This window comes from Rossellomorea arthrocnemi, assembly GCF_904424705.1.
In the GTDB taxonomy this organism is placed as follows: domain Bacteria; phylum Bacillota; class Bacilli; order Bacillales; family Bacillaceae_B; genus Rossellomorea; species Rossellomorea arthrocnemi.
Genome location: NZ_CAJGBF010000005.1, coordinates 15,268 through 37,875, shown reverse-complemented (window position 1 = coordinate 37,875; position 22,608 = coordinate 15,268). Strand labels below are relative to the sequence as shown.

19 protein-coding genes are annotated in these 22,608 nt (G+C 44.1%); 12 read left to right on the top strand and 7 right to left on the bottom strand.

The window, feature by feature from the left end:
- The first annotated feature begins 55 nt into the window (after window positions 1-55).
- Window positions 56-1,729: an amidohydrolase gene (locus tag BAA9072_RS09050; RefSeq protein WP_201714364.1), complete on the top strand. Its 1,674-nt coding sequence runs from the start codon at window positions 56-58 to the stop codon at window positions 1,727-1,729.
- A gap of 171 nt (window positions 1,730-1,900) precedes the next feature.
- On the opposite strand, the gene BAA9072_RS09045 is transcribed toward BAA9072_RS09050, so the two are convergent.
- The 7 genes from BAA9072_RS09045 to BAA9072_RS09015 all read right to left on the bottom strand — a co-directional run bounded on the left by BAA9072_RS09045 (window position 1,901) and on the right by BAA9072_RS09015 (window position 11,086).
- Window positions 1,901-2,662 carry an SDR family oxidoreductase gene (locus tag BAA9072_RS09045; protein WP_201714363.1) on the bottom strand — a complete coding sequence of 254 codons (762 nt, stop codon included), beginning with the start codon at window positions 2,660-2,662 and terminating at the stop codon, window positions 1,901-1,903.
- 644 nt (window positions 2,663-3,306) lie between these two features.
- A complete protein-coding gene (locus BAA9072_RS09040) occupies window positions 3,307-4,587 on the bottom strand; it encodes a TRAP transporter large permease (protein WP_201714362.1) in 1,281 nt (426 codons plus the stop codon).
- The gene (locus BAA9072_RS09035) at window positions 4,584-5,057 is read right to left on the bottom strand and encodes a TRAP transporter small permease (protein ID WP_201714361.1); all 474 of its coding nucleotides are present in this window, start codon (window positions 5,055-5,057) and stop codon (window positions 4,584-4,586) included. Before BAA9072_RS09035 ends, BAA9072_RS09040 begins: the two co-directional genes overlap by 4 nt.
- A gap of 80 nt (window positions 5,058-5,137) precedes the next feature.
- The gene (locus BAA9072_RS09030; protein WP_201714360.1) at window positions 5,138-6,157 is read right to left on the bottom strand and encodes a TRAP transporter substrate-binding protein; all 1,020 of its coding nucleotides are present in this window, start codon (window positions 6,155-6,157) and stop codon (window positions 5,138-5,140) included.
- 263 nt (window positions 6,158-6,420) lie between these two features.
- A complete protein-coding gene (locus BAA9072_RS09025) occupies window positions 6,421-7,059 on the bottom strand; it encodes a GntR family transcriptional regulator (RefSeq protein WP_201714359.1) in 639 nt (212 codons plus the stop codon).
- A 647-nt stretch (window positions 7,060-7,706) separates the two neighbouring features.
- A complete protein-coding gene (locus BAA9072_RS09020; protein ID WP_201714358.1) occupies window positions 7,707-8,348 on the bottom strand; it encodes a hypothetical protein in 642 nt (213 codons plus the stop codon).
- Window positions 8,349-9,007: 659 nt separating this feature from the next.
- Window positions 9,008-11,086, bottom strand: a complete 2,079-nt coding sequence (locus BAA9072_RS09015) for a methyl-accepting chemotaxis protein (RefSeq protein WP_201714357.1) — start codon at window positions 11,084-11,086, stop codon at window positions 9,008-9,010.
- A 380-nt stretch (window positions 11,087-11,466) separates the two neighbouring features.
- Between BAA9072_RS09015 and BAA9072_RS24670 the strand changes: the two genes are divergently transcribed.
- The 11 genes from BAA9072_RS24670 (at window position 11,467) to BAA9072_RS24195 (ending at window position 22,493) form a co-directional block, all read left to right on the top strand.
- Complete coding sequence (locus tag BAA9072_RS24670) at window positions 11,467-11,691, top strand: hypothetical protein (protein ID WP_408015223.1); 225 nt, start codon at window positions 11,467-11,469, stop codon at window positions 11,689-11,691.
- 201 nt (window positions 11,692-11,892) lie between these two features.
- Window positions 11,893-12,624 carry an alpha/beta hydrolase gene (locus BAA9072_RS09010; RefSeq protein ID WP_201714356.1) on the top strand — a complete coding sequence of 244 codons (732 nt, stop codon included), beginning with the start codon at window positions 11,893-11,895 and terminating at the stop codon, window positions 12,622-12,624.
- A 33-nt stretch (window positions 12,625-12,657) separates the two neighbouring features.
- The gene (locus BAA9072_RS09005; protein ID WP_201714355.1) at window positions 12,658-13,965 is read left to right on the top strand and encodes an ABC transporter substrate-binding protein; all 1,308 of its coding nucleotides are present in this window, start codon (window positions 12,658-12,660) and stop codon (window positions 13,963-13,965) included.
- Window positions 13,966-14,029: 64 nt separating this feature from the next.
- On the top strand, window positions 14,030-14,776 hold the full coding sequence (locus tag BAA9072_RS09000) for an N-acetylmannosamine-6-phosphate 2-epimerase (protein WP_201714354.1): 747 nt from the start codon (window positions 14,030-14,032) through the stop codon (window positions 14,774-14,776).
- Window positions 14,730-15,584, top strand: a complete 855-nt coding sequence (locus BAA9072_RS08995) for a MurR/RpiR family transcriptional regulator (RefSeq protein ID WP_201714353.1) — start codon at window positions 14,730-14,732, stop codon at window positions 15,582-15,584. The genes BAA9072_RS09000 and BAA9072_RS08995 overlap by 47 nt, the downstream gene beginning before the upstream one ends.
- 20 nt (window positions 15,585-15,604) lie before the next feature.
- Window positions 15,605-16,513 (top strand): ROK family protein, encoded by a 909-nt coding sequence (locus tag BAA9072_RS08990; RefSeq protein ID WP_201714352.1) that lies wholly within the window; start codon window positions 15,605-15,607, stop codon window positions 16,511-16,513.
- Entirely contained in the window at window positions 16,510-17,385 is an 876-nt protein-coding gene (locus tag BAA9072_RS08985) for a carbohydrate ABC transporter permease (RefSeq protein WP_201714351.1), read from the top strand. Before BAA9072_RS08990 ends, BAA9072_RS08985 begins: the two co-directional genes overlap by 4 nt.
- Before the next feature lie 6 nt (window positions 17,386-17,391).
- On the top strand, window positions 17,392-18,285 hold the full coding sequence (locus tag BAA9072_RS08980) for a carbohydrate ABC transporter permease (protein WP_201714350.1): 894 nt from the start codon (window positions 17,392-17,394) through the stop codon (window positions 18,283-18,285).
- Window positions 18,285-20,834 (top strand): alpha-mannosidase, encoded by a 2,550-nt coding sequence (locus tag BAA9072_RS08975; RefSeq protein ID WP_201714349.1) that lies wholly within the window; start codon window positions 18,285-18,287, stop codon window positions 20,832-20,834. Before BAA9072_RS08980 ends, BAA9072_RS08975 begins: the two co-directional genes overlap by 1 nt.
- Window positions 20,827-22,347: a DUF4127 family protein gene (locus BAA9072_RS08970; protein ID WP_201714348.1), complete on the top strand. Its 1,521-nt coding sequence runs from the start codon at window positions 20,827-20,829 to the stop codon at window positions 22,345-22,347. The genes BAA9072_RS08975 and BAA9072_RS08970 overlap by 8 nt, the downstream gene beginning before the upstream one ends.
- Window positions 22,344-22,493 (top strand): hypothetical protein, encoded by a 150-nt coding sequence (locus tag BAA9072_RS24195; protein WP_230980811.1) that lies wholly within the window; start codon window positions 22,344-22,346, stop codon window positions 22,491-22,493. Before BAA9072_RS08970 ends, BAA9072_RS24195 begins: the two co-directional genes overlap by 4 nt.
- Window positions 22,494-22,608 lie beyond the last annotated feature (115 nt).

Sequence of the window (22,608 nt, the reverse complement as noted above, 5' to 3'; positions counted from 1 at the left end):
TTCCAAATGGAACAGGAACCCTGACGATTTTGTTTTGTAAATAGGAGGGGACACGATGAAAGCAGATCTAATATTTGTGAATGGAGAAGTCATGACCGTCAATCACCATAACTCTGTCGAAGAAGCTGTAGCGGTTAAAGAGAACAGGGTGATTGCAGTGGGTACTACAGAAGAAATCATGAAATTAGCAACCGTACATACAAACATCATTGACTTGGAAGGCAAATCATTGATGCCCGGATTCATTGATGCCCATATCCATTTGACCATTTATGGAACCAATCTTTTAGGTGTCAGCTGTATTGAGCCTCACCTTCAATCATTGGAAGACCTTTTTTTAGAATTAAGGGAAAAAGCAAGGACAACTCCAAAAGGTCAGTGGGTCAGAGCCTGGGGGTTTAAAGAAAGTACGTTCAAAGAGAACCGGTATCCAACGAAGGAGGAACTGGATTTTATCTCTACTGATCATCCGATTGTCATTATTCGAACATGTAACCATACAAGTATAGTCAATAGCAAGGCATTGGAAATAGCAGGTATTATGGAGACGACTCCGAATCCTGAAGGGGGGATCATTGAAAAGAATCCAGATGGACGTTTGACTGGACGAATGATTGAAAACGCGCATATGCAAATCTTTGAACATGCCGGCTACAGTAATGAAGAAATCAGAAAAGGGATGAAATTGGCATCAGATGAATTTATTAAATCAGGTATAACGAGTATTCACGATGCAGGTGGTTATGGTGAAGGTTCAGAAACGATAAGAATGATGCAACAGGCCATTAAGGCAGAAGAGGTAAAGGTTCGTGTCTATGCGATGATCGGTTCACTCACCAATTCACACGCATTTGTGAGAAAAATGGTCGATGCAGGTCCCGTGTCAGGATTAGGTGATGATCACTTTAAAATCGGCCCGGCCAAGCTATTTACAGATGGGAGCAGTGTCGGACCTACCATTGCTACACGTGAAGGATATACACATGCACCAGAAGATAAGGGGATTATTTATTACAGTCAGGAAGAACTGAATCGTATTATGGGGGAGGCACATGCGAAAGGATTTCAGTTAACGGCACATGCCCAGGGAGATCGGGCCATTGAAATGTTGTTGAACTGCTATGAATCGGCTTTAGCCAAGCACCCGCGTGAAGACCATCGGCACAGGATCGAGCATGCAGGAATCGCCCCATCAGATTTACAGGAAAGAATGAAAAAGCTAGGCGTGGTCATAACCCCAAATCCTGTTTTCATTTATGCAAATGGAGATAAATATTTACAGTATTATGGAGAACGTACTGAGGTCATGTATCCTGCTCGTGATTTTATAGACCAAGACATTATAGCAGCATTCGGTTCTGATGCCCCAGTGACCTTTTTAGATCCTCTTCTCGGCATTCATGCTGCAGTGAACAGAGAGTCAATGGGAGGCAATGTAGTAGGGGAGAAGCAGCGGATTAGCGTAATGGAGGCAGTTAGAGCGTACACATGGAATGGTGCCTATGCTAGCTTTGAAGAAAAAAATAAAGGGAGTATCGAGATTGGCAAACTGGCGGATTTTGTAATCTTAAATAAAAGCATACTTAAAGAGCCAATCACAACCATTAAAGATTTAAAGGTTGTATTAACCATGATCGATGGAAAAGTACAATACGATGCACAAAACCTTAGCAGGACTCACGAGAAGCGCGGGGACGGTTCTCTTGCTTCTCTTTATTTAGGGAGGTGAGCCCTAGAACGTTCACCAGGATATGGTCCAGAAAGAGATGAAAAGAAGATGGAGTGGTTGTTCGGGTTAGACTGGATGGGCTGATCAGGGCCGGTTCGTGTTTTATCTAATGGAAAAAAGGGGAGGGTAGAATTGGGACTGTCCCCACTCTACCCTCCGGTATTGAACTAACTATCTCCCAAGCCAACCTCCATCAACAGCCACCAAATGCCCATGTACATATTTCGAAGCCTCTGAAGCTAAATAAACAACGGTTCCCTTAAAATCATCCGGCTCTCCCCATCGCTCGGCTGGAATCCGGTCAAGAATCTGTTTACTCCTGATTGGGTCATCGATTAAGGCTGTATTCATATCCGTAGCAATATAACCTGGGACAATAGCGTTCACATTGACACCCACTTTAGCCCATTCATTCGAGAGAGCTTTCGTGAGCTGTGCCACACCGCCTTTAGCTGCTGCATAGGCTGGAACGGTCAATCCTCCCTGGAATGATAGAAGGGAAGCGGTGTTGATGATTTTGCCTCCTCCTTGTGCAACCATGTGACGTCCGGCTTCCTGACATAATAACCAGACCACTTTTAAATTGATATTCAGAACATCATCCCAATCCGATTCAGGGAAGTCAACGGAAGGAGACCGGCGTTGAATACCGGCATTGTTTACTAAAATATCAATCTTTCCGAATGTCGAAAGCACACCAGGAATTGCCGATTTCACTTCCTCTTCCTTTTCAAGATCGCATGGAATAATCGAACACTTTCTACCAAGCTGTTCAATTTCCTCCTTCACATCAGTCTGCTCCGGATTCCTTTGAAGCAAAGCAACATCAGCCCCGGCCTCTGCCAAAGCCACCGCCATCGACCGTCCAATCCCACGCGTAGCCCCCGTAATCGCCGCTACCTTTCCGGTTAAATCAAATAAGTTATTTGTCATATGTATCTCTCCTTCTCCGATTCTTTATTTTTTCTATCTTTTTTTCGTATAGATTTTTTCTTAAATACACGAACCGTAAAAGTGCTGTTAATCAGTCTGTGTTTGCTTCCTTTTCAATAGGAATTTTATTTCTCCTATACACGTTAATATAGAACTCTAAATACTTAAAATGTAGCTGTTTTATAACATTTATGAGTTTTATTCTAGTGAATAACTCACACTTAATAGTTGATTGAAGCGGAAGGTGCTCGCTCCTGCGGGAAAAGCGGGAAAGCCCGAAAAGCGGAGGCGGCTTGCTCAGCCCCGACAAGCATAAGCTAAATGGGCTAAGAAGGCGTTTTTTGCCTTCTTGGACTATTTAGCTTATGACCTCGAGGGGCTAGCCGCCGGAGCTGGACAATCCGAAAAGCGGAGGCGGCTTGCTCAGCCCCGACAAGCATAAGCTAAATGGGCTAAGAAGGCGTTTTTTTGCCTTCTTGGACCATTTAGCTTATGACCTCGAGGGGCTAGCCGCCGAAGCTGGACAACTGAGACCCCGCAGCCGAGGAGGCTCACCGACCGCCCCGCGGAAAGCGAGCACCTGGAGCGGAAATCAACCAGCACTCACTCTTTTAATAGCAACAAATTTTTATGAAAGTAGCTAATCACTCAATCAAACTAGGAATAAACGTAACAATCGACGGAAACATCACAATTAAAACGAGGGCAAAACAAAGCACAAGAACAAAAGGAATCGCGCTCTTCATCGCATGATCAAGCTTAACACCGGCTGCAGAGCATGCCACAAACAGGCAGACACCAACCGGAGGAGTCAGCGTTCCAATCGCAATGTTAATCACAATCATGACCCCAAATACAATCGGATCCATTCCGGTTCCCATGGCAATGGGTAATAGGATCGGAACAAACATAATTAACAACGCAAGCCCTTCAATGAACATACCGCCAATGATAAAGATTAAGTTAATGACAAGTATGATAAAGAATGGACTGTCGGATACGCTTGTAATGAGACTGCTCAGAATCTGCGGGAAATTGTGACTCACAAGAATCCAGCTGAACAGAGAGGAGGCCGCTATGATCAATAACACGTTCCCCGAACTAATGACGGCTTCCATGAAAATCGATGACAAGTCTCGCAATTTGATGCTCTTATACACGAACAATCCCAGGATTAGCGTATAGACAACCGCAATGACACTGGATTCTGTCGGTGTGAAAGCACCCGTTAGAATCCCGCCGACGATAATGACCGGAGCAAATAAAGGGAGGATCGCTTTTTTGAAACTGTCTATGAAATAGCTGAATGAAAACGAATTGGATTTAGATACACCGTAGTTGTTTTTAGTGCAAATGATCCTCGCCGCAACCATGAAGAGAACCCCAATGAGAATACCGGGTATGATCCCTCCCAGAAATAGCTTCCCGACGGAAATACTGGCAATCCCGCCTAACACGACCATGGGAATACTCGGAGGAATGATGATGCCAATCGATCCTGATGCTGCCTGCAATGCGGCAGCAAATCGTGCCGGATACCCGAGTTTCACCATACTTGGCGTCATGACACTGCTCAGGGCAGCTGTATCAGCAGGGGCGGAGCCGGAGATTCCTCCCATCATCATCCCGGAAGTGACACTCACATAACTCATGCCGCCCTTCGTCCATCCAATAATGGAATCGGCAAAATTAACTAGTCTTTGCGTTAATCCACTTTTATCCATGATCACACCTGTCAGCATAAAGAAGGGGATGGCGAGTAGCGTAAAGCTATTCATGGACACGAACATTTTTTGGGGAATCAATAATAACGGGACCATTCCTTCCCATAAAATCGTGACGATCGAGGCCACTCCTAAAGAGATCCCGACTGGAACACCCAAAATCAAAAGGACAAAAAAGGCAATAAACAGTAATAATATCATCGTTTCTCCTCCTTGAAGGTCGCCATTAATACGACCACAAAGATTACGGCAATAAAGCCTGAAATAGGTATAATAGAATAAATGATTCCCAGATTAATAGGCAGTACAGCTGCCGTTCCAGTCATATTTACCATGACAAATTCAATCCCCTGCCAACATAACACCGCGAAGAATGATCCTGTAATGAAGTGTACCAGAAGCTGAATGCCTTTCGACAAACCTTTCAGTCGATCGGACACCGCCGTAATCGCAATATGTTTTTGCTTATACACGCCCATTGTGATTCCTAAAAACATTAACCAAACGAAAATGTATCGATCAAGCTCTTCGACCCATACCATCCCATTTGAAAAGACATACCGAAGGACAACCTGAATAAAGACAAGTGAAACCAAAACGGCCATAAGGAGTAGTACTGTGTACACAACTAGTTTTTCCAGTCCTTGGCCAATGAGTTTTAATGTTCTCACACGTCCCACCTCCTAATTAAATTCCCAATGAACATCCATGAAAGAGGGGCTGGGATAGCCCCTCTTATTAATCTGCCAATCTACTTTGTATCCATGATCTGCTGGATAAGGTCTTTCCCGAATTCATCGCTGTACTTGTCATAGACAGGTTGAACGGCTTTTCTCCATGCCGCTTTATCCGGGTTTTCTTCTATAGTTAAATCGCCTTCTTCTTTCAGGTACTTAATATCTTTCTTTTCATTATCACGGATTAACTCACGCTCATAATCTCCAGCTTCTTTCGACGCCTCGATTAGTGCTTCCTGAACATCCTTTGAAAGACTGTCAAATTTCTTTGGATTCATAATCAGCAGCATCGCTGTATACGTATGACCATCTAAGACCATGTAATCTTGTACTTCATACATCTTCGAACTTTTGATGGCGAATATCGGTCCTTCCTGCCCATCGACAACCCCATGCTGTGCAGCCATATAAAGCTCGGAAAATGGCATCGGTACGGCACTGGCACCAAGCGTCTCTGTGGCGGAAGTCAGTACAGGCCATTCAGGAGTTCTGATTTTCAGTCCTTCCAGATCTTCTGGAGATTTCAAAGCATGCTTACTGTTTAAATAATGTCTAAACCCTGACTCCCAGTAGCTCATCACTTTAAAGCCACCTTGTTCTTCCGCTTCAGTTGCAAGCTGCTCTCCGACTTCTCCCTGCAATACTTTATCTACATGATCGTAATCCCTGAAGAGAAAAGGCAAATCAAACATGGAATAGCGTGGGTAGTATTGTGTTACGCTTCCAGTGGCGACAAGAGAGATATCCACTGTTCCCATTTTCGTCCCGGCAGCGAGCTCTCCTTCATCCCCTAATTGACTGTCATGATACACATCCACTTTCACTTTCCCATCTGATTTCTCCGCTACCAATTCCGCAAATTTTTCCGCTCCTGCATGGAATGGTGAAGAGGTAGGCTGATTATGACCCAGCTTTAACGTAATCTTTTTTGAGTCACCTGATGCTGAGCCACCGGTACTTTTTCCACAACCTGCTAATCCAATGAGTAAGATGACGGCAATGAATACACTAAACATTTTGAATGTCTTTTTCATTTTCTTTCCCCCCGTTTTTAAAATCGTATGAAACAGCATGAGTATACTGTAGATACTGATGTGAAATCCTCTACAATGTAAACGCTAACAATAACCTGTAAAAAAAAGTAAATTTACTTCCTCAGCCCCTTTGAGTACGGATCAACCACCGTTTATGAAAATTCAGATTTTTATTATATATAATATTTGTGATTATATATAATTTGAGAAGACACGTCAAGACCCCTATCCAAGTAAAGATTAGATAGGGGTCTTGTTTGAACTTATTTTTCAACCATTTTCATAATATGTTCGCTAAAAACATTTTTAGCTTTCTCTATGTCTCGTTCTTCCAATGTTTCCACAAGCGCCTGATGATATTGATACACTTCCTCTGGAAGGATTCGAACCTTTGGATTCAATAACGTGATGTATCTTCGAATATGATTCGTTAACATTCCCCAAATACGTAAATATACATCTACATTGGACCACTCAATGATCGTACGGTGAAACTCCATATCCAGTTGCGACTGGATCGCATATTCCTTCTCGGCGACTTTCATTTTGTCCACGATATCGTATAGTTCACCGAGATGCCTTCTGGTCAGCTGGGGGAGAATCACTTCAATGGCGTCCGTTTCGATCTTCGCCCTTAACGAAAACATATGATACATCTCAACGGGATTGATATCCGTTACAAAGGCACCTCTATACTTAATCGTATTAATGAGCCCTTCTTCCTCCAAGCCCCTAAGAGCTTCCCTTACCGGCACTTGACTAATACCAAGCCTTTTAGCCACCTCGGTTTCCACAATACGGTCACCAGGCTTGAGGTTAAGCATAATGATATCCTCTCTAAGTTTTTCCTTCACTTCATCTTTAAGGGAAACAAGCGTATTCACTTTTTTCATTTTCGACATCTCACACAGTCCTTTATCGCAATTAGATTTACTAGGTTATATATAAGGCATTGTATTGTATATAAGGTTGGGTTGCAATGGGGAAGCAGGGGGACGGTTCTCCTGCTTCACTTTTTCGATGAATAAGGAGAGAACGTGTAAACCTATCAAAACAAGTATGAATAACCATGTAGATCTCTGCCGAATGAAACCAGATGATGAAGCAGTTAGTGAGATCAGGAAGTGCTTGACCAATTCGAAAAAACTTCAACTGAGAGCAGTCTGCCGAAGAAGGAATAGAATGGGGGAGGAGAGTGAATCTGATTGTTTAAGAGAGAGTGGGGGGAATGTCACCCTCTCCCGTATTACAAATTCGTATCTCCCTTTTTCATTGATATGACAACGTTTATTACTTAAATAGAGTGTTTTAACATACAAATTAGCATCCGCTTTAACAACCCTTTTAGCAGTAATGAATAAATTTATTCACGGTTGTTAAAAAGGCCAATAATTGAATTGTTGAAAGTGATACTGAAAACAAAAAGAGGACCATCCGATTTGGATGATCCTACTTATTCCATTAAAGCCCCCTTAAGTTGAAGAAGTTAAATCACCTTAAATTTCCTACCTCCGTTTAGTGATCAAACAAGGTAGAACTAAATCAGTACTTACCTAACTTTAATTTCTTTACCGCTTTCATCGAATAACTTAAACGTTAAACCGATTTGATTGGCTCTGTCGCCTTTGTAGTACGGTAGTGACAGGTCTTTTGGAACTGGTTTAGCAATGAAGAAAGTGTCTTTGTTCTTTGGAACGGAAACGGTTGTTTTGATGTGTGATGTAACATGTTTTTGTTTGGTGACGGAAAATTGTTGTGCTTGTAACACGACGCTTGCAATGGGTACATTCCCGTATAAATCATTGATTCGTTTTCCGTATAGTATTTCACTTAAACCATCTTTGGTTTCGATGACACTTGCTTTCAGACCACTTGTTGTCCCCCACTGGACCATCCAATCGTTTTTTTCTGTGATGGGCGGAATCTCATACTTCCTGTTCCATTTTTTCTCTAGTAATGCAAATCCGTTCATCTCTCCGTATTGTTCGCTTTTGACGCTAAAGAAGGCGATCGCTGATTTGTCACCAAGTTTCTCCGTTTGAAGCACGCTTACTTTATCGCGGGTGAGGGTTTGTATGGCAGTCGCCATTTTTGAATCGTGTAAGGTGAGTGTTCCCTTCTCACTATTTAGAATGAATCCCCCAACAATCAAGCCAACTAATAGTAATACAATAATTAATCGTTTCATCATTTCTCCTCCAAGATAGCTGTTATAACAATCTTATTAATTAAATTACACAAAGCATCTCTCCAACTTCATAATGTCGATTAGAAAAGTCTATTCCCCGTCTTTTTCAACTAAACTTCCCCGTTAATGGAACAACAATTTCAATAAACATGGGAAATTCTGTTAACATTAGTTTATCATATACTGTATTCTCAAGGCAGCCTGCATCAAATATTCTGTGGAAAAACACTCTAAAACAAAAATATCAGACCAAAAATTTTACCATTTGGTCTGATATTTTTTATGTTAATTGATGTGTTAAAAAGCATTCTATTTTAGTTGTGAATTGCATTTTTCTCCTTGTCAACCGAACGGGTTACTGGAAAAGGGAGTGGCTCTTTGCTATATGTTATAAGAATTTCTATTATCCATATTTACTAACGGATGAAGTAAAGTAATAAAATAGTTCAAAACACTGCCATTTCTTTTCTTAATTAATTCAATGTCTTGAATGACCTGTTGAATCTGATGGTAATTTAGCTTTTTCGATAGCATTCTCGCAATCTGGATGGAGGTTTCTTTCACCGAAAATCTTTTTCTTATTTCGGAATGAAATTCAGCACAATAATTATATAACGTGTATTCTTCCGTACTCATTTAATAGAACACCTTTTCTTCATAAATTATACTTTGAATTTGCTGCTGATTTCTGCTAGTAAAATACTAGCTTCATTTAAACTGGCAGCAGATTGAGCGATTGAGTGTAAAGCCATCAATTGTTGTTCAGTTGATGCACTTACCTCTTCACTGGATGCAGCTGATTGTTGCGCAGCTGCTGAAATACTTTGGATTGCCCCTACGACATCATCTTTATGGCTTGTCATGAATTCAACCTTATGGGAAATACCCTCAATTGAGGCAACCATGTTATTGATCATAGTTGAAATGGAGTGAAACGCTTTTTCCGTTTCGCTCACGACAAAACTTTGTTCATCTGCAATCTCTCTCGTGGTTTTCATTTCATTTGTAGCCTGCTTAGATTCGTTCTGAATATCTTGAATGGTACGTCTTACCTGATCCGTTGCCCTGGCTGATTGTTCTGCCAATCTTCTGACCTCTTCAGCTACTACTGCGAATCCTTTCCCATGCTCCCCGGCTCTAGCCGCTTCGATACTCGCATTAAGTGCAAGCAGATTAGTCTGATCAGAGATTTCATTTATAGAATGAATAACTGTATCAATTTCATTTATTTTCTTTGTCAGGTTTTGAATGACGGCTTCCACAGTATGAAGAACTTCATTGGATCGATCCGCCTTCTCTTTTAAAGTTGTCATCTGTTTCAACCCATTTTTACTGGTTACGGATGCACTCTTTGAATGTGAGAGTAATTCAATAGATGCTGCGTCCACTTCTTCAATTTGAGTAGATAGATCCATCGTTCTTTGATTTCCCACCTCTGCATCTGAAGCTGCCTGTGTCGCACCATTTGCGACTTCGTCCATAGCCCTGGCTATTTCTTCACTTGAAGCAGTTGTTTCCTCTGAAATGGCACTCAGACTCTCTGTTGATTCTTTCACCTGAGTAACTGAATCCTGGACGGAATGTATGATTTCTCTCATACTCATAATCATTGAATTGAAGTTCTTGGTAAGTTGACCCACTTCGTCATCTGATGTTGATTGTATTGATACTGTCAGGTCACCTTGAGCTACTTTACTTACTTGTTTATTTAAATCAAGTAAAGGTTTCGTAATATTTCTTGCAACGACAGTGGTGATGGCAGAGATTAATACGATGATCATAAGGGTGATCAATAATAATGTATTTCTTAAATTCGTCGCTTCCTCTAACATATTTTTATTTAAATAAACCGTTCCAACCTTCCAGTTTGTTTCCTCAATGGTATTGTAAAATAATACCCTTTCTTCTTTCTTAAAAACATAATCTAATCTTCCACTTTGTTTGGTTGAGTCATACATTTTTTTAATAAATGCAAGGTTCATAAGGTTGTTCCCTTTTTCTGTTGGATGAACCATTGCAACGGCCTTCTGATCGAAGATGAAAGGATATCCTTTGTAATCAACATTAATGGATTTCACTAATTCATTAAGCTCATCAATCTTTATATCGAAAGCGATGACCCCTACTATTTTGCTTGAGTTTTGCTCGGTAATGACTTTGGATAACGTAACAATAAACTCACCAGAAGATTTATCTTCGTAAGGCTCACTCCAAAAGGCTTCTTCCAGATTTGAACTGGCACCTTTGAACCAGGGAGCTTCTAATGGATTAAAGTCAGAAGGAAGAGAGACAGCTGGCTCTATTAAAATCCTTTTATCCATCCCAGTCACATATACATTTGTTACCGCTGGATTATTCCGGATGAAAGAGGCAAATTCATTGGTGACTCTTGTTTGCAGTACCTTCGATTCGAAAGAATTCTCTTCTTTTTGAGAACCTGAATCCTTTAAATAATCTACTAAAAGAGATTGATTACTTAAAATGCTTATATTTGAATCATATTTTTCAAGAAACATATTAATCCCGAAATCGATTTGTTTAACAATTGCTTCTGATTTGGTTTGTGCTTCTTCTTTAATCTTCTCACTTTGTTGAACATATAAGAAAATGGCTAATCCAACTAAAATGATGGTAAAAACGGATGAAAATATCAATATCATTTTCATTCGTAGACTATTGAATGAAAATGAAATGCGAGGCCCTTTCCCTCTTTTAACATAATCTTGCCAACGTTTCCTCATGATGGCTCCCCCTTGGTTGAAATCTTGAAATTTTTCCTCCCGTACTTATAAACAAGTCTTTATGCCTTATTTAATTACAGAAAAATGCATTTATGCATGACTTTTAATTCATCATTTCAAAAAAGATTATACCATCATAATAGGAACCTCATGTAAAAAAATGTCGAAAAATGAGAAGTAATTCTATTCAGAAAAATATAATTTATTTGGTGGCTGTGGAAGCGGAGGGACGGTTCTCTTGCTTCCTTTTTTCGTATTACGACCTATCGACTCTATGATTATGATCAAATGGATCAGGAAGGGAAAAAGCGTGAGCTGCATATCCACAAATCCATTGATGTTACGCCAATTCCTCACGAGAGACCTGAAGTGAACAAAGGGTGGAGCATCGTAACGGGACAGTGATCACCACTTATGTCCAAGTCGACTATTTTCCGGAGTATAAATGGAACAATCATGGTCGTTCCTCGTTTCAGCAGGATCAACCCTTCCAGCTTGGGAGTGTGATAGAAGGCGAAGGCACCCACCCTACATGTCGATGGAGAACAACTGCAATTGAACAAAGGAGATCACTTTATTTTACCGTCAGGAATGGATCTTTTTGAATGGGAGATCATCGTATCCCACGTTTAAAACATGTACATGGCCCTCAATGATAAGAGTTCAAGTCACCAGTATGGTTAATTGTGGAGTATTACTCCACCAAAAAAATAAAAAATGGAGAACATATTCACAAAAGCGCTTTCATATGCTAGGATAGAAACAAGCTAGGAAATTTAAACCATAGAAGGGGGAAAATGGTTTCATTGATTTCAAACTTAGAAGAACACCAGATTAACAGTCATACCTTAGGCAAGAAACAACTCTATTATTCCATGGAAGTTCGAGAGGGTCAGAGTCAAGCAGTAGATGTCTTGTATGTGCAGGATGGTATGGATTATCTCAGGCTGGGGAAGCTTCAAGACACATGGGATCATATCCTCAAGGAAGAAGGCAGACGGGATTATCATTTTCTTCTTATACTCGTCCCTCCATCCACTTCAGAAGAACGCTATCATTATTATCATCCATCAGGTACTCATCATGACAGATACATTCACTTTTTTCATCACGAGCTTGTTCCACTCATAGAGAAGCAGATCAGAGCATTAGGGAAAAGAATCCAAAAGAGAGGTCTGTTGGGGGATTCCCTTGGCGCAGCCATTTGTATCGCACTTGCCAGTGAAGAACCGAAAGAATGGACGCACCTGCTCCTTCAATCCGGGGCATTTACAGATTTTCACATCCATAAAATTCGGAATATTAAAACATCAGCACCTTGGAATGTGTATCAGGTAGTCGGGAACCTTGAAGGATCCGTCACTTATCCACTAACAGGAGAGACCTTCTCGATTCTACCGGCTAATCGCACTCTCTATGAGGAGCTTCAACCCATCGCAGAAAATCATACATATTACGAAGAAGATGAAGACCATCTATGGGATTTCTGGAGAAGAGATCTTCCAAGGGCACTGCACTATTTTTTGACAAAGGGGTAACAGCAACAACCAAAAGGGAAAGGGATGAAGAATATGTTTAAAAATGGAAAGTTTCTATTAACGCTCATGTTGATGTTTGCTATGCTATTTACAGCTGCTTGTAATAGCAGCAAATCAAGCTCTTCAGGGGAACAAAAAGAAGGAACGAAAGAGGATCCGGTCGAGATTGAATTCTGGACGATGCAATTATCTCCAACCTTTGATGACTACTTAAACGGGGTCATTGCTGATTTCGAAAAGAAAAACCCGAATGTGAAAGTGAAATGGGTGGACATTCCTTGGGGTGATATGGAGACGAAAATCCTTTCAGCCGTCGCTTCAAAAACGGCTCCGGATGTAGCCAACCTGAACCCGCAATTTGCGGCAAAGCTGGCAGAGCTTGATGCATTAGTCAATATGGATGAAATGGTTCCTGAAGATGTGAAGAGTAAGTATTTCGAGAACATTTGGTCTTCCAACACATTCGACGGAAAGACGTTCGGTATTCCTTGGTACCTGTCTTCTCAGGTAACGATGTATAACTCGGATATCTTCAAGGAAGCGGGACTTGATCCAGAGAAAGCACCGGCTACTTTCGAAGAATTAACAGATGTGGCAAAAACGATCAAAGACAAAACGGGTAAATACGCGTTCTTCCCGGCCCTTGATGGAAGTCATCTACTGGAGACAATGGTCATGATGGGCGTGGATTTAACAAATGAGGACATGACGAAAGCGACATTCAACACGGCAGAAGGGAAAGAGGCATTCAATTTCTTCGTAGACCTTTACAAGAATGATCTGATTCCACGTGAAGTGTTAACAGAAGGGCACTCTAAAGCGGTCGATTTGTATCAAGCGGGTGAAATTGCGATCCTGCCTTCAGGACCACAATTCCTGACAATTGTCGAAGAGAATGCTCCTGATATTCTAAAAGCGACAAGAACGGCTCCAATCATCACGGGTGACACAGATAAGAAAAATGTAGCGGCCATGAACGTCGTGGTACCGAAGCAGTCTGAACACCAACAGGCAGCAGTGGACTTCTCCATTTTCTTGACGAATGCAGAAAATCAGGTCGAGTTTGATAAACAGACAGCGATTCTTCCATCCATTGAAACGGCTCTTGATGATCCGTATTTCAGTGAAGAGCCTGCGGATGCGACTCCAATTGATAAGGCCCGTATTGTATCGGCTGGTCAATTGAAGGATAGTGAAGTACTGATTCCGCCAATGAGCAACTTTGAAGAGTTACGTACAGCGATGAACGAAGCCCTTCATGCAGCCATGCTTGGAGATATGACGGTGGACGAATCATTGGATCAGGTTGAAATGAAATGGAACGAAACGCTATCTAAATAAGGGAATGGAGGAAAGGGAGTTTATCTCCCTTTCTGCATTTCAATGAAAGAACGGTGAAGACAAGATGATCAGCAAGGAAATCGTTTTTGAACAATTAAAGGGAAAGCTTGTGGTGTCATGCCAGGCCCTTGAACATGAACCATTGCACGGGGCGGATGTAATGGGGAAAATGGCGAAGGCCGCTTACGTCGGTGGTGCGTCGGGGATCCGGGCAAACAGTGCGGTTGATATTAAAACCATCAAGCAGTACGTGGATTTACCGATCATTGGATTGGTGAAGAGGGATTACCCGGGAAGTGATGTCTACATAACGGCTACCAGGAAGGAAGCCGATGAACTGATTGGAGCAGGGGTGGACATGACCGCGATTGATGCGACGACGAGAACACGTCCGAACGGTGAATCACTGGAAAGCTTGATATCGTATCTGAAGTCAAAAGGGCAAACGATCATGGCGGATGTTTCCACCTATGAAGAAGCCGTTCATGCCGTGGAGCTCGGGGTCGACTGTGTCAGCACCACCATGTCGGGATACACGCCGTATTCGCCTCAGCAATGTGAACCTGATTTTAAGTTGTTGAAAAAATTGGTTGAGACCATCAAGATTCCAGTGTTTGCCGAAGGGCGGATTTCGACTCCGGAAGAAGTGTGTCAGGCATTGGATATGGGAGCTCACACCGTCGTAGTCGGTTCGGCCATCACAAGGCCGCAGGAAATCACGAAAAGGTTTGTACAATCCATCCAAAATAAAGGAGGTAATCAAGATGCAGGCACAAACGGCATCAAAGAGCAAATTAGGAGGGTTAATTAACAGCTATTATCCTTCCCTCACAAAGTCCGAGCAAAAAGTGGCGACAGTTGTGTTAGAACAAATGGAAAAGGCCCTGTACTATTCCGTCACGGATCTTGCCGATGTAGCGGAAGTGGGGGAAACGACTGTACTCCGTTTCTGCCGGAAGATTGGCATGAAAGGATATCAGGAGTTCAAGCTTGCCATGGCGAAGGATTTATCTTCCATGTCTCAAGAAGAAGAGTCAGATCCCAGTAAGCCCGCCGGCTTCATTCAATCGATTGCTTCTTATACGAAGAACGCGGTGGATGAAACCGTCAATAAGCTGGACGAAGAAACGTTGGAGGAAGCGATCAGACTCCTTTCCGGGGCAAGATCCATCCATTTCTTTGGAGTCGGGACGTCAGGACTGACGGCATTGGATGCGAAGAATCGTTTCCTTCGGATCGGATACCGGTCGGATGCGGTCATCGATCCACATATCCAGTCTATGACGGCTGCTACCGTAAAAAAAGGGGATGTGGTCGTTGGCTTGAGTATCTCGGGAAGCACGAAGGACACAATCGATTCCCTGACACTGGCCAAAGAAAACGGAGCAAGCGTCATCGCCATTACGTACTATGCCCGTTCACCAATCACGAAGCTTGCCGATGCGGTTCTGTTAAGCGGTGGGAAAGAGTCCCCTCTTGAAGGCGGATCCATGATCGCGAAGATTTCACAGCTCTTCGTCATCGATCTGCTATGTACCGGACTTGCCCTCCATAATAAAGAGTTCTCCCTTGGCATGAAGGAGAAAACTGCAAGAGCCGTTGTAGACAAAATCTATTAAACTGGTAAGCAGGTGAAACGATGAAGGTCATTGGAATCGATGTCGGGGGTACCGGGGTCAAAGGAGCGGTTGTTCAAAAGGATGGCACGATCCTACACCAGGAAAAGGTATCCACCGATATCTCGAACGGGAGAGAGGGAATCCTCGGCTCCATCTTTCAAGTGATTGATCTATTAATGAAGAAAGACGGCACTATTTCAGGAATCGGCATCGGTACGGCAGGCCGTGTGGATCCGGATAAAGGGACCGTCGTCTATGCAACGGATAATCTGCCTTCCTGGCAGGGAACCCAAGTAAGAGAAGAAATTGAAACGCGCTACGGACTGCCATGTGCAGTCGACAATGATGCCAATGTGGCTCTCCTTGGCGAGCTATGGAAGTGGGAAGGAAATCCCGAAACGGCGGTTATGTTGACCCTTGGGACCGGTGTCGGGGGAGCGAATGCCATACAAGGTGAGGTCTTACACGGCCATCACCATCAAAGTGGGGAATGGGGACATGTCGTGCTCGTTCCAAATGGAAAGCCATGCAATTGCGGGAAGAAAGGCTGCCTGGAGCAGTATCTGTCGGGTACAGCACTTGTGCAGGACGTTTTCACCGAAACGAATCAAATTTTCCCCCATGGCTCAGAGATCTTTAAAGAATATTCAATTGGAAATCAACAGGTCAAGCAGGTGGTTGACCGTTATCTGGATTATTTGGCCATCGCCGCGTCCAACATCTCTGTGAGCGTCGATCCGGAAGTCCTCTTCATCGGGGGAGGAGTCATTGACTCCAAGGACCATTGGTGGGCCGACTTCCAGGTTAAATTGAAGGAATATTTTGTTAATACAAGCATTTATCCTGCAGTCTTAGGAAATCAGGCGGGAATGCTTGGAGCTGCCAAGCTCTTATTTCAAGCGATGGAGAAAAGAGGGGAGTCCGTTTGAGAAATCATCCGTTAACACCATTTCTGTTTTTAATACCCGGTGTCATCATCCTGGGTGCGTTCATCTTTTATCCCATGCTCAATGCCATCTGGCTGAGTTTCACGAATTACAATATCGTTACTGATGCCGAATTCATCGGACTTGAAAACTACAAAGGGCTGTTTTCCGATGCCCTGTTCTGGAAAGTGCTCGGGCAGACGTTATTATATCTGGTCATCGTCGTGCCCGCACTCGTGATCCTGCCGATTTTCCTGGCGATCCTTGTGAACCAGCAGGTAAAGGGGATTGGATTCTTCCGTTCCGCCTATTATGTACCGGTCGTCACCTCCATGGTCGTGGTGGGAATTGCGTGGAAATGGGTGTATGCCGATAAAGGAATCCTGAATTACATATTGGAATCACTTGGATTGATATCTGAACCTGTGAACTGGCTGACATCAACGACGACGTCCATTTTTGCCGTCATGGTCGTCACCATCTGGAAGGGACTTGGGTATTATATGGTCATTTATTTGGCGGGACTGCAGTCGATTTCAGATGATTTATATGAAGCGGCAGACATTGACGGGGCAAGCAAATGGAAACAAATTTGGCATATTACCATTCCTTTATTAATGCCTTCCATTATGATCGTTACCATCATGTCATCCATTTCCGCCATGAAGGTATTCGAAGAAATCTACGTCATGACCGGGGGCGGGCCGCTGAACAGCTCGAAAACACTCGTCTTCTACATTTATGAAGAAGCCTTCGATAAGCTGCAAATGGGCTATGCCAGTGCGGCCGGGGTCGTATTATTCATCATCACGTTGATCTTCTCTGTTATTAATATCAAGTTCATGAGCAAAAAAGAATCTGCGATAAAGGGGTGATTCTCCATGAGTTCTCCTTCTCTTGGAACCAGTAACGAACATTCAACCGAACTAACTGTCAAAAAGCCGATAAATGTAAAAAAGATAGGGAAAGTCGTTCTTCAATATGCGACCCTCCTATTCATCACACTCATCATGGTCGGTCCATTCCTATGGCTCCTGGCTACGTCGCTCAAATCGGGCAGCGAGAATATCTTCTCGTACCCGCCTCAGTTCATCCCGGAAAAGATCACGTTCGGAAACTATGTGGAAGTGATGGATTTCTTCCCATTCTGGCGTTACCTGTTTAATAGTGTTGTCGTATCTGTAGTGACGGTTATCTTGAATATCGTCTTCTGTTCACTGGCTGCCTATCCACTGGCCCGTATGAACTTCCGTGGAAAAAACATCGTCTTCGTTCTCATTCTCAGTACGATGATGGTGCCGTTTCAGCTTCTGATGATCCCGATTTACTTATTGGCATTGGACTTAGGGCTGCAAAACACGTATGCAGGATTGATCCTGCCCCACGCCACCACGGCTTTCGGGATTTTCCTGATGCGTCAGGCATTCCTTACGATCCCATACGAGCTGGATGAGTCGGCACGTATGGATGGAGCTAATGCGTTTCAAATCTGGTGGCGGGTTCTTATGCCACTGGTGAAGCCTTCACTCGTCACATTGGCTATCTTCACGTTCATGATGGCATGGGGAGATTTCCTCTGGCCGCTGATCATCTTAAACGATACGAGCATGTACACACTGCCACTCGGCGTCAATACGCTCGCCGGTTCGTTCTCGGCTAACTGGCGCTACATCGCGGCAGGATCGATCATCTCGATTCTTCCGATCATCATCATCTTCTCCATCCTGCAGCGCCACTTCATCGCAGGTGCCATGAAAGGGGCGGTGAAAGGATAATGAGCAAGAAAATGACGTGTCATATCGTCTTCCAAACCCATTGGGACAGGGAGTGGTACTTACCGTTTGAAGTATTCCGCCACCGGCTCGTCCAGGTGATGGACCGGATTGTGTCAGGTCTGGAAAAGGGAGAGTTGGAGCAATTTGTCCTGGATGGCCAGATGGCTGCCCTGGAGGATTACTTTGAAGTGTGTGAAGAGAGCATGAAGGAAAAAGTCCTTCATTTAATAGAAGAAAAGAAGATTATCATCGGTCCGTGGTATGTCCTGGCCGATGAGTTTCTTGTCAGCGGGGAATCCCTGATCAGGAATATGGAGATGGGATTGAAGATCGCGAATCAATATGGTGAATCCCAGCAGGTCGGGTATTTACCGGATACGTTTGGTCATGTGAGTCAGATACCTCAGCTGTTACAGGGATGTGGGATAGATAACGCGATTTTGTGGCGGGGAATTAAGCCCGAAACGTCTGAGTTTCATTGGGAAGCGCCGAATGGGTCCAGAGTGTTCACGGCCTTTTTGCCAGAGGGGTATTACCAGCCTCTTTTGAATGAGGACAATCCAGAAGAGCAGTTGAAGTCCTATGTGGAGAAGGTCACGCCTTATGCGACGACGTCTCAGCTGCTGTTAACCAATGGCGGGGATCACCTGATGCCGAAGCACGGAAATCTGTTGAAGCAAATCAACGAGCTTCAAGGGGAAGTGGAGTTTGTGTCCAGCACCTATGAAGCGTTTCTTAAGAGCGTTCAGGCTGAGATACCTGCTGATTTACCTGTGTTTGTCGGAGAAATGAGAAGCAATGAGCATATATATGTCCTTCCGAATGTCATTTCGGCAAGAAGCTATCTCAAGGTTCAAAATCAGGAGATGGAGGATGAACTCACGGGCTATACGGAACCACTTGCGACTCTTGCCGGGCAAGAGAAATATCCTCATCGTTACCTGGAGGAATCCTGGAAGCTTCTACTGTTGAATCATCCACACGACAGTATTTGCGGCTGCAGTATTGATGAGGTTCATAAGGAAATGGAGACGAGGACAATGATGCTCCAGCAGAGGCTTTCGTCCATTCAAAGAGGATCCCTCACTCATCTAGGTATTCAGGATCCAATGTTTTCAGGATCAGGACTGAGAAAGCCGTTTGAGGATAATAGCGTGTTTACGGTCTTCAATCCTCATCCAAGGCCGTTCACTGGCTGGGTATCAGGGGAGATTTGGCTGGAGGAAGAAAGATTGTTTGTATTACAGGACGTAAACGGGAAGCTTCATATCCCTGTGATCAAGAATAAGCGGAAGAGTCGACATTTTGATTCTCCTCTGGACGCGTTCCCGGATTTTAAAGAGGGGACATTTTATGAGATGGAATTTTATGTGGAGGATCTTGCTGCCACTTCACTCTCTACTTTTACAGTAGTGGAGGGAAATTATGAAGAAATACGAGAGTCCCATGAGCGCGTGATTGAAAACCAATATTACTCGATTGAACTGGATGTGGATGGAACCCTTTCACTACTTGATAAAGAAACGGGTAAGCGTCATGAAGGATTGCAGCGGTTCTACAGTACACTGGACGCTGGCGATGAGTATAACTATTCCCCGCCTGTGCACGATGTGGAGACGGTGGCTGAGCTTTCGGGCGCAGGAAAGATCCGGAAAGCGACTGGAATTCAAGAATTATCATATGATCTAAAGCTTCTTACACCGGCAGGGTTGAACGAAGATCGAACCGGTCCTTCAGAAGATAAGGTCACCACGACTGTATATATCACTATTACTGTTAAAGATCATGATAAGAAGGTCGATGTATCATACACGATCAATAATCGCTCGAAGGATCAACGGCTCCGCATTCAATATCCATTGGGAGCGTCCGTGGATCACACGTACAGCGATACGGCATTCGATGTGGTGAAACGGAAAGTGAAGAAGGATGAAGAGTTCGATGCAGCAAAGCAAAAGGAAGTGCCGGTTGTCGTGGAGCCTTCCCTGTCATTTGTTCGTTCGACTAGCGGCTTCCAGTTTTACCATCGAGGGTTGCAAGAATATCAGATTACCAGAATGGAAGAGGAAGATTCCCTGGATGTTACGTTGATCAGGAGCGTGGGCTGGCTGTCCCGTGATGATTTACGGACCCGTGGAGGGGGAGCGGGCCCGAATATGGAAACGCCGGATGCTCAGTGTATCGGAACGTACACCTTCCACGCAGCATTTGAATTCCACCCACATAAGAGTATGGGCCACGTGGCCACGGAAGCCCACTTGTTCCGTGTTCCTCCGCGGATCTATCCGGGTGAAGGGAAGGGAATCGGGTGTTTAGTAGAAATCGATAATGGAGACGTACAGTGGAGTTCACTTAGAAGAGTAGAAGATGGAATGGAGCTGCGTGTATGGAATCCGACCGATCAAGATCAGGTGTTTACTTTGACCTCAAGTGGTGAGGTCGTGGAGCGGGTGGACTTCTTGCATAGAGCTGGACGGGTTGGCGTGGAATCATTAAAACCGAAGGAAATCGCTACTTATCTCATAAAAGGAGGAAACAAGCATGAATAGAAAGATTGCCCTCCTGCCTGTGGATGGGAGACCGGTGACAAGGGAGCTTCCAAGGCGGATCGCCTCGATCGGAAATTGGGAAGTGCTGCTTCCGCCTAAAGACCTCCTCGGCTTTTTGAAAAAACCCGGGGATATAGAGGGTTTGGAAAAGTGGATCTGGGAAGTAGCTCCTGATGTGGATGGATTTGTCCTTTCCGTCGACATGCTGGGATATGGAGGACTGGTTCCTTCACGGGTTTGTACTGATGGAGAGGAGACCATTAAACAGCGCATCGGGACCCTCCGTTCATTAAAAGAAAAGTATCCCGACAAAGCTCTGATGGCCTTCAGTTCCACCATGCGTATCTCCAATAACTACGTCAATGAGGAAGAGAAGGAATACTGGAGTGATTACGGAGTCGAGCTGTGGGAATACTCCTTCCATATTCACCGGTTTGAGAAAACAGGGTGTGAGGAATCCAATCGAAACGTTCAGGATCTCAGGAATCGGATCCCGTCAGAGGTTTTGGAAGACTACCTATCAACCAGACTGAAAAACTATCGTGTGAACGTTACCCTGTTGGATATGGTGGAAGATCAAACACTGGATGTACTGGTATTCCCTCAGGATGATACGTCCGAGTATGGGCTGAACATCGGGGAGCAGGAAGACCTTTCAAGGAAAGTATATGAGCGGAAGCTATTTAAGCGTGTATTCATTTATCCGGGAGCGGATGAAGTCGCCAATACCCTTGTAGCGAAGATGATTTATCAGCTTGAAAACGTCAGGTTCCCTACGTTTTTCCCGATATACAGCGGTGAAACCGGTGCGTTATCAACGGCCATGTATGAAGACCGTCCGATCTGCGAATCGGTGAAGGGGCAGATTTTTGCTTTTGGCGGCTACACGGTTCATCACGCCGGGGAAGCGGATATTGTGTTCGCGGTCAATGTACCGGGGAAACGTCAGGGAGATCTGGCACTGCAAAAATACCTGGGGGAAGTCGACACCCCTCATCGGAATATAGGGGAGTGGATCAAGCGCATCTCTCATTACCTTCGTCTGGATAAGTTTGTGGCGGTGGCGGATACGGCCTATGCCAACGGAGTCGATGCCCGCATGCTGCCCCAGTTGTTGTCCGAGATCAAGGTGAGTGAGCTTGCCGGATTTGCAGGCTGGAATACAGCGGGGAACACGTTGGGTACGGTCGTGGCACAGGCCGCCATGGTTCATCTTCAGAAGCAGAAGCCTTCCCTGCCGGAAGCGGAGGTAAAGGAAAGAATGCTGGCTGAAATCACCCTTCGATTATTGGACGATTATGTGTATCAGTCGGTTGTTCGTCATGAGGTGCGGGCTGTAGTAGATGAGTCGGCTGTCAGCCGGGAAGAGCTGTTGAGCCAAGTGACGGAAATGTTCCGTAGGGAGGCTTCTGATTTCCTGGATCGACACCAACTCCATTTTTCACTGGAGGACATTTACCTGCCTTGGGACAGGACGTTCGAAATCGGTATAGGCAGAGATGTTGAGTCATGACTTTACGTCTCGGGGTGGACTTAGTCGGAACAAATTTGCGTGCCGCACTCCTTGATGACAAAGGCAGTATCCTGAAAGAAGCCAAAGAGAAGACGGAGGTTCATGTAGAACCATTGAAGGTCATCGCCAACCCTTCCACTCATTGAAAAGGTGAAAGGGGACGGTGAGTTGCTCGGCATCGGGATTGGTTGTCCCGAGCCCCTGGATGCGAAATCCGGCACGATTCTTTCTCCGCCTAACTTACCCGGTTGAGAACGAATT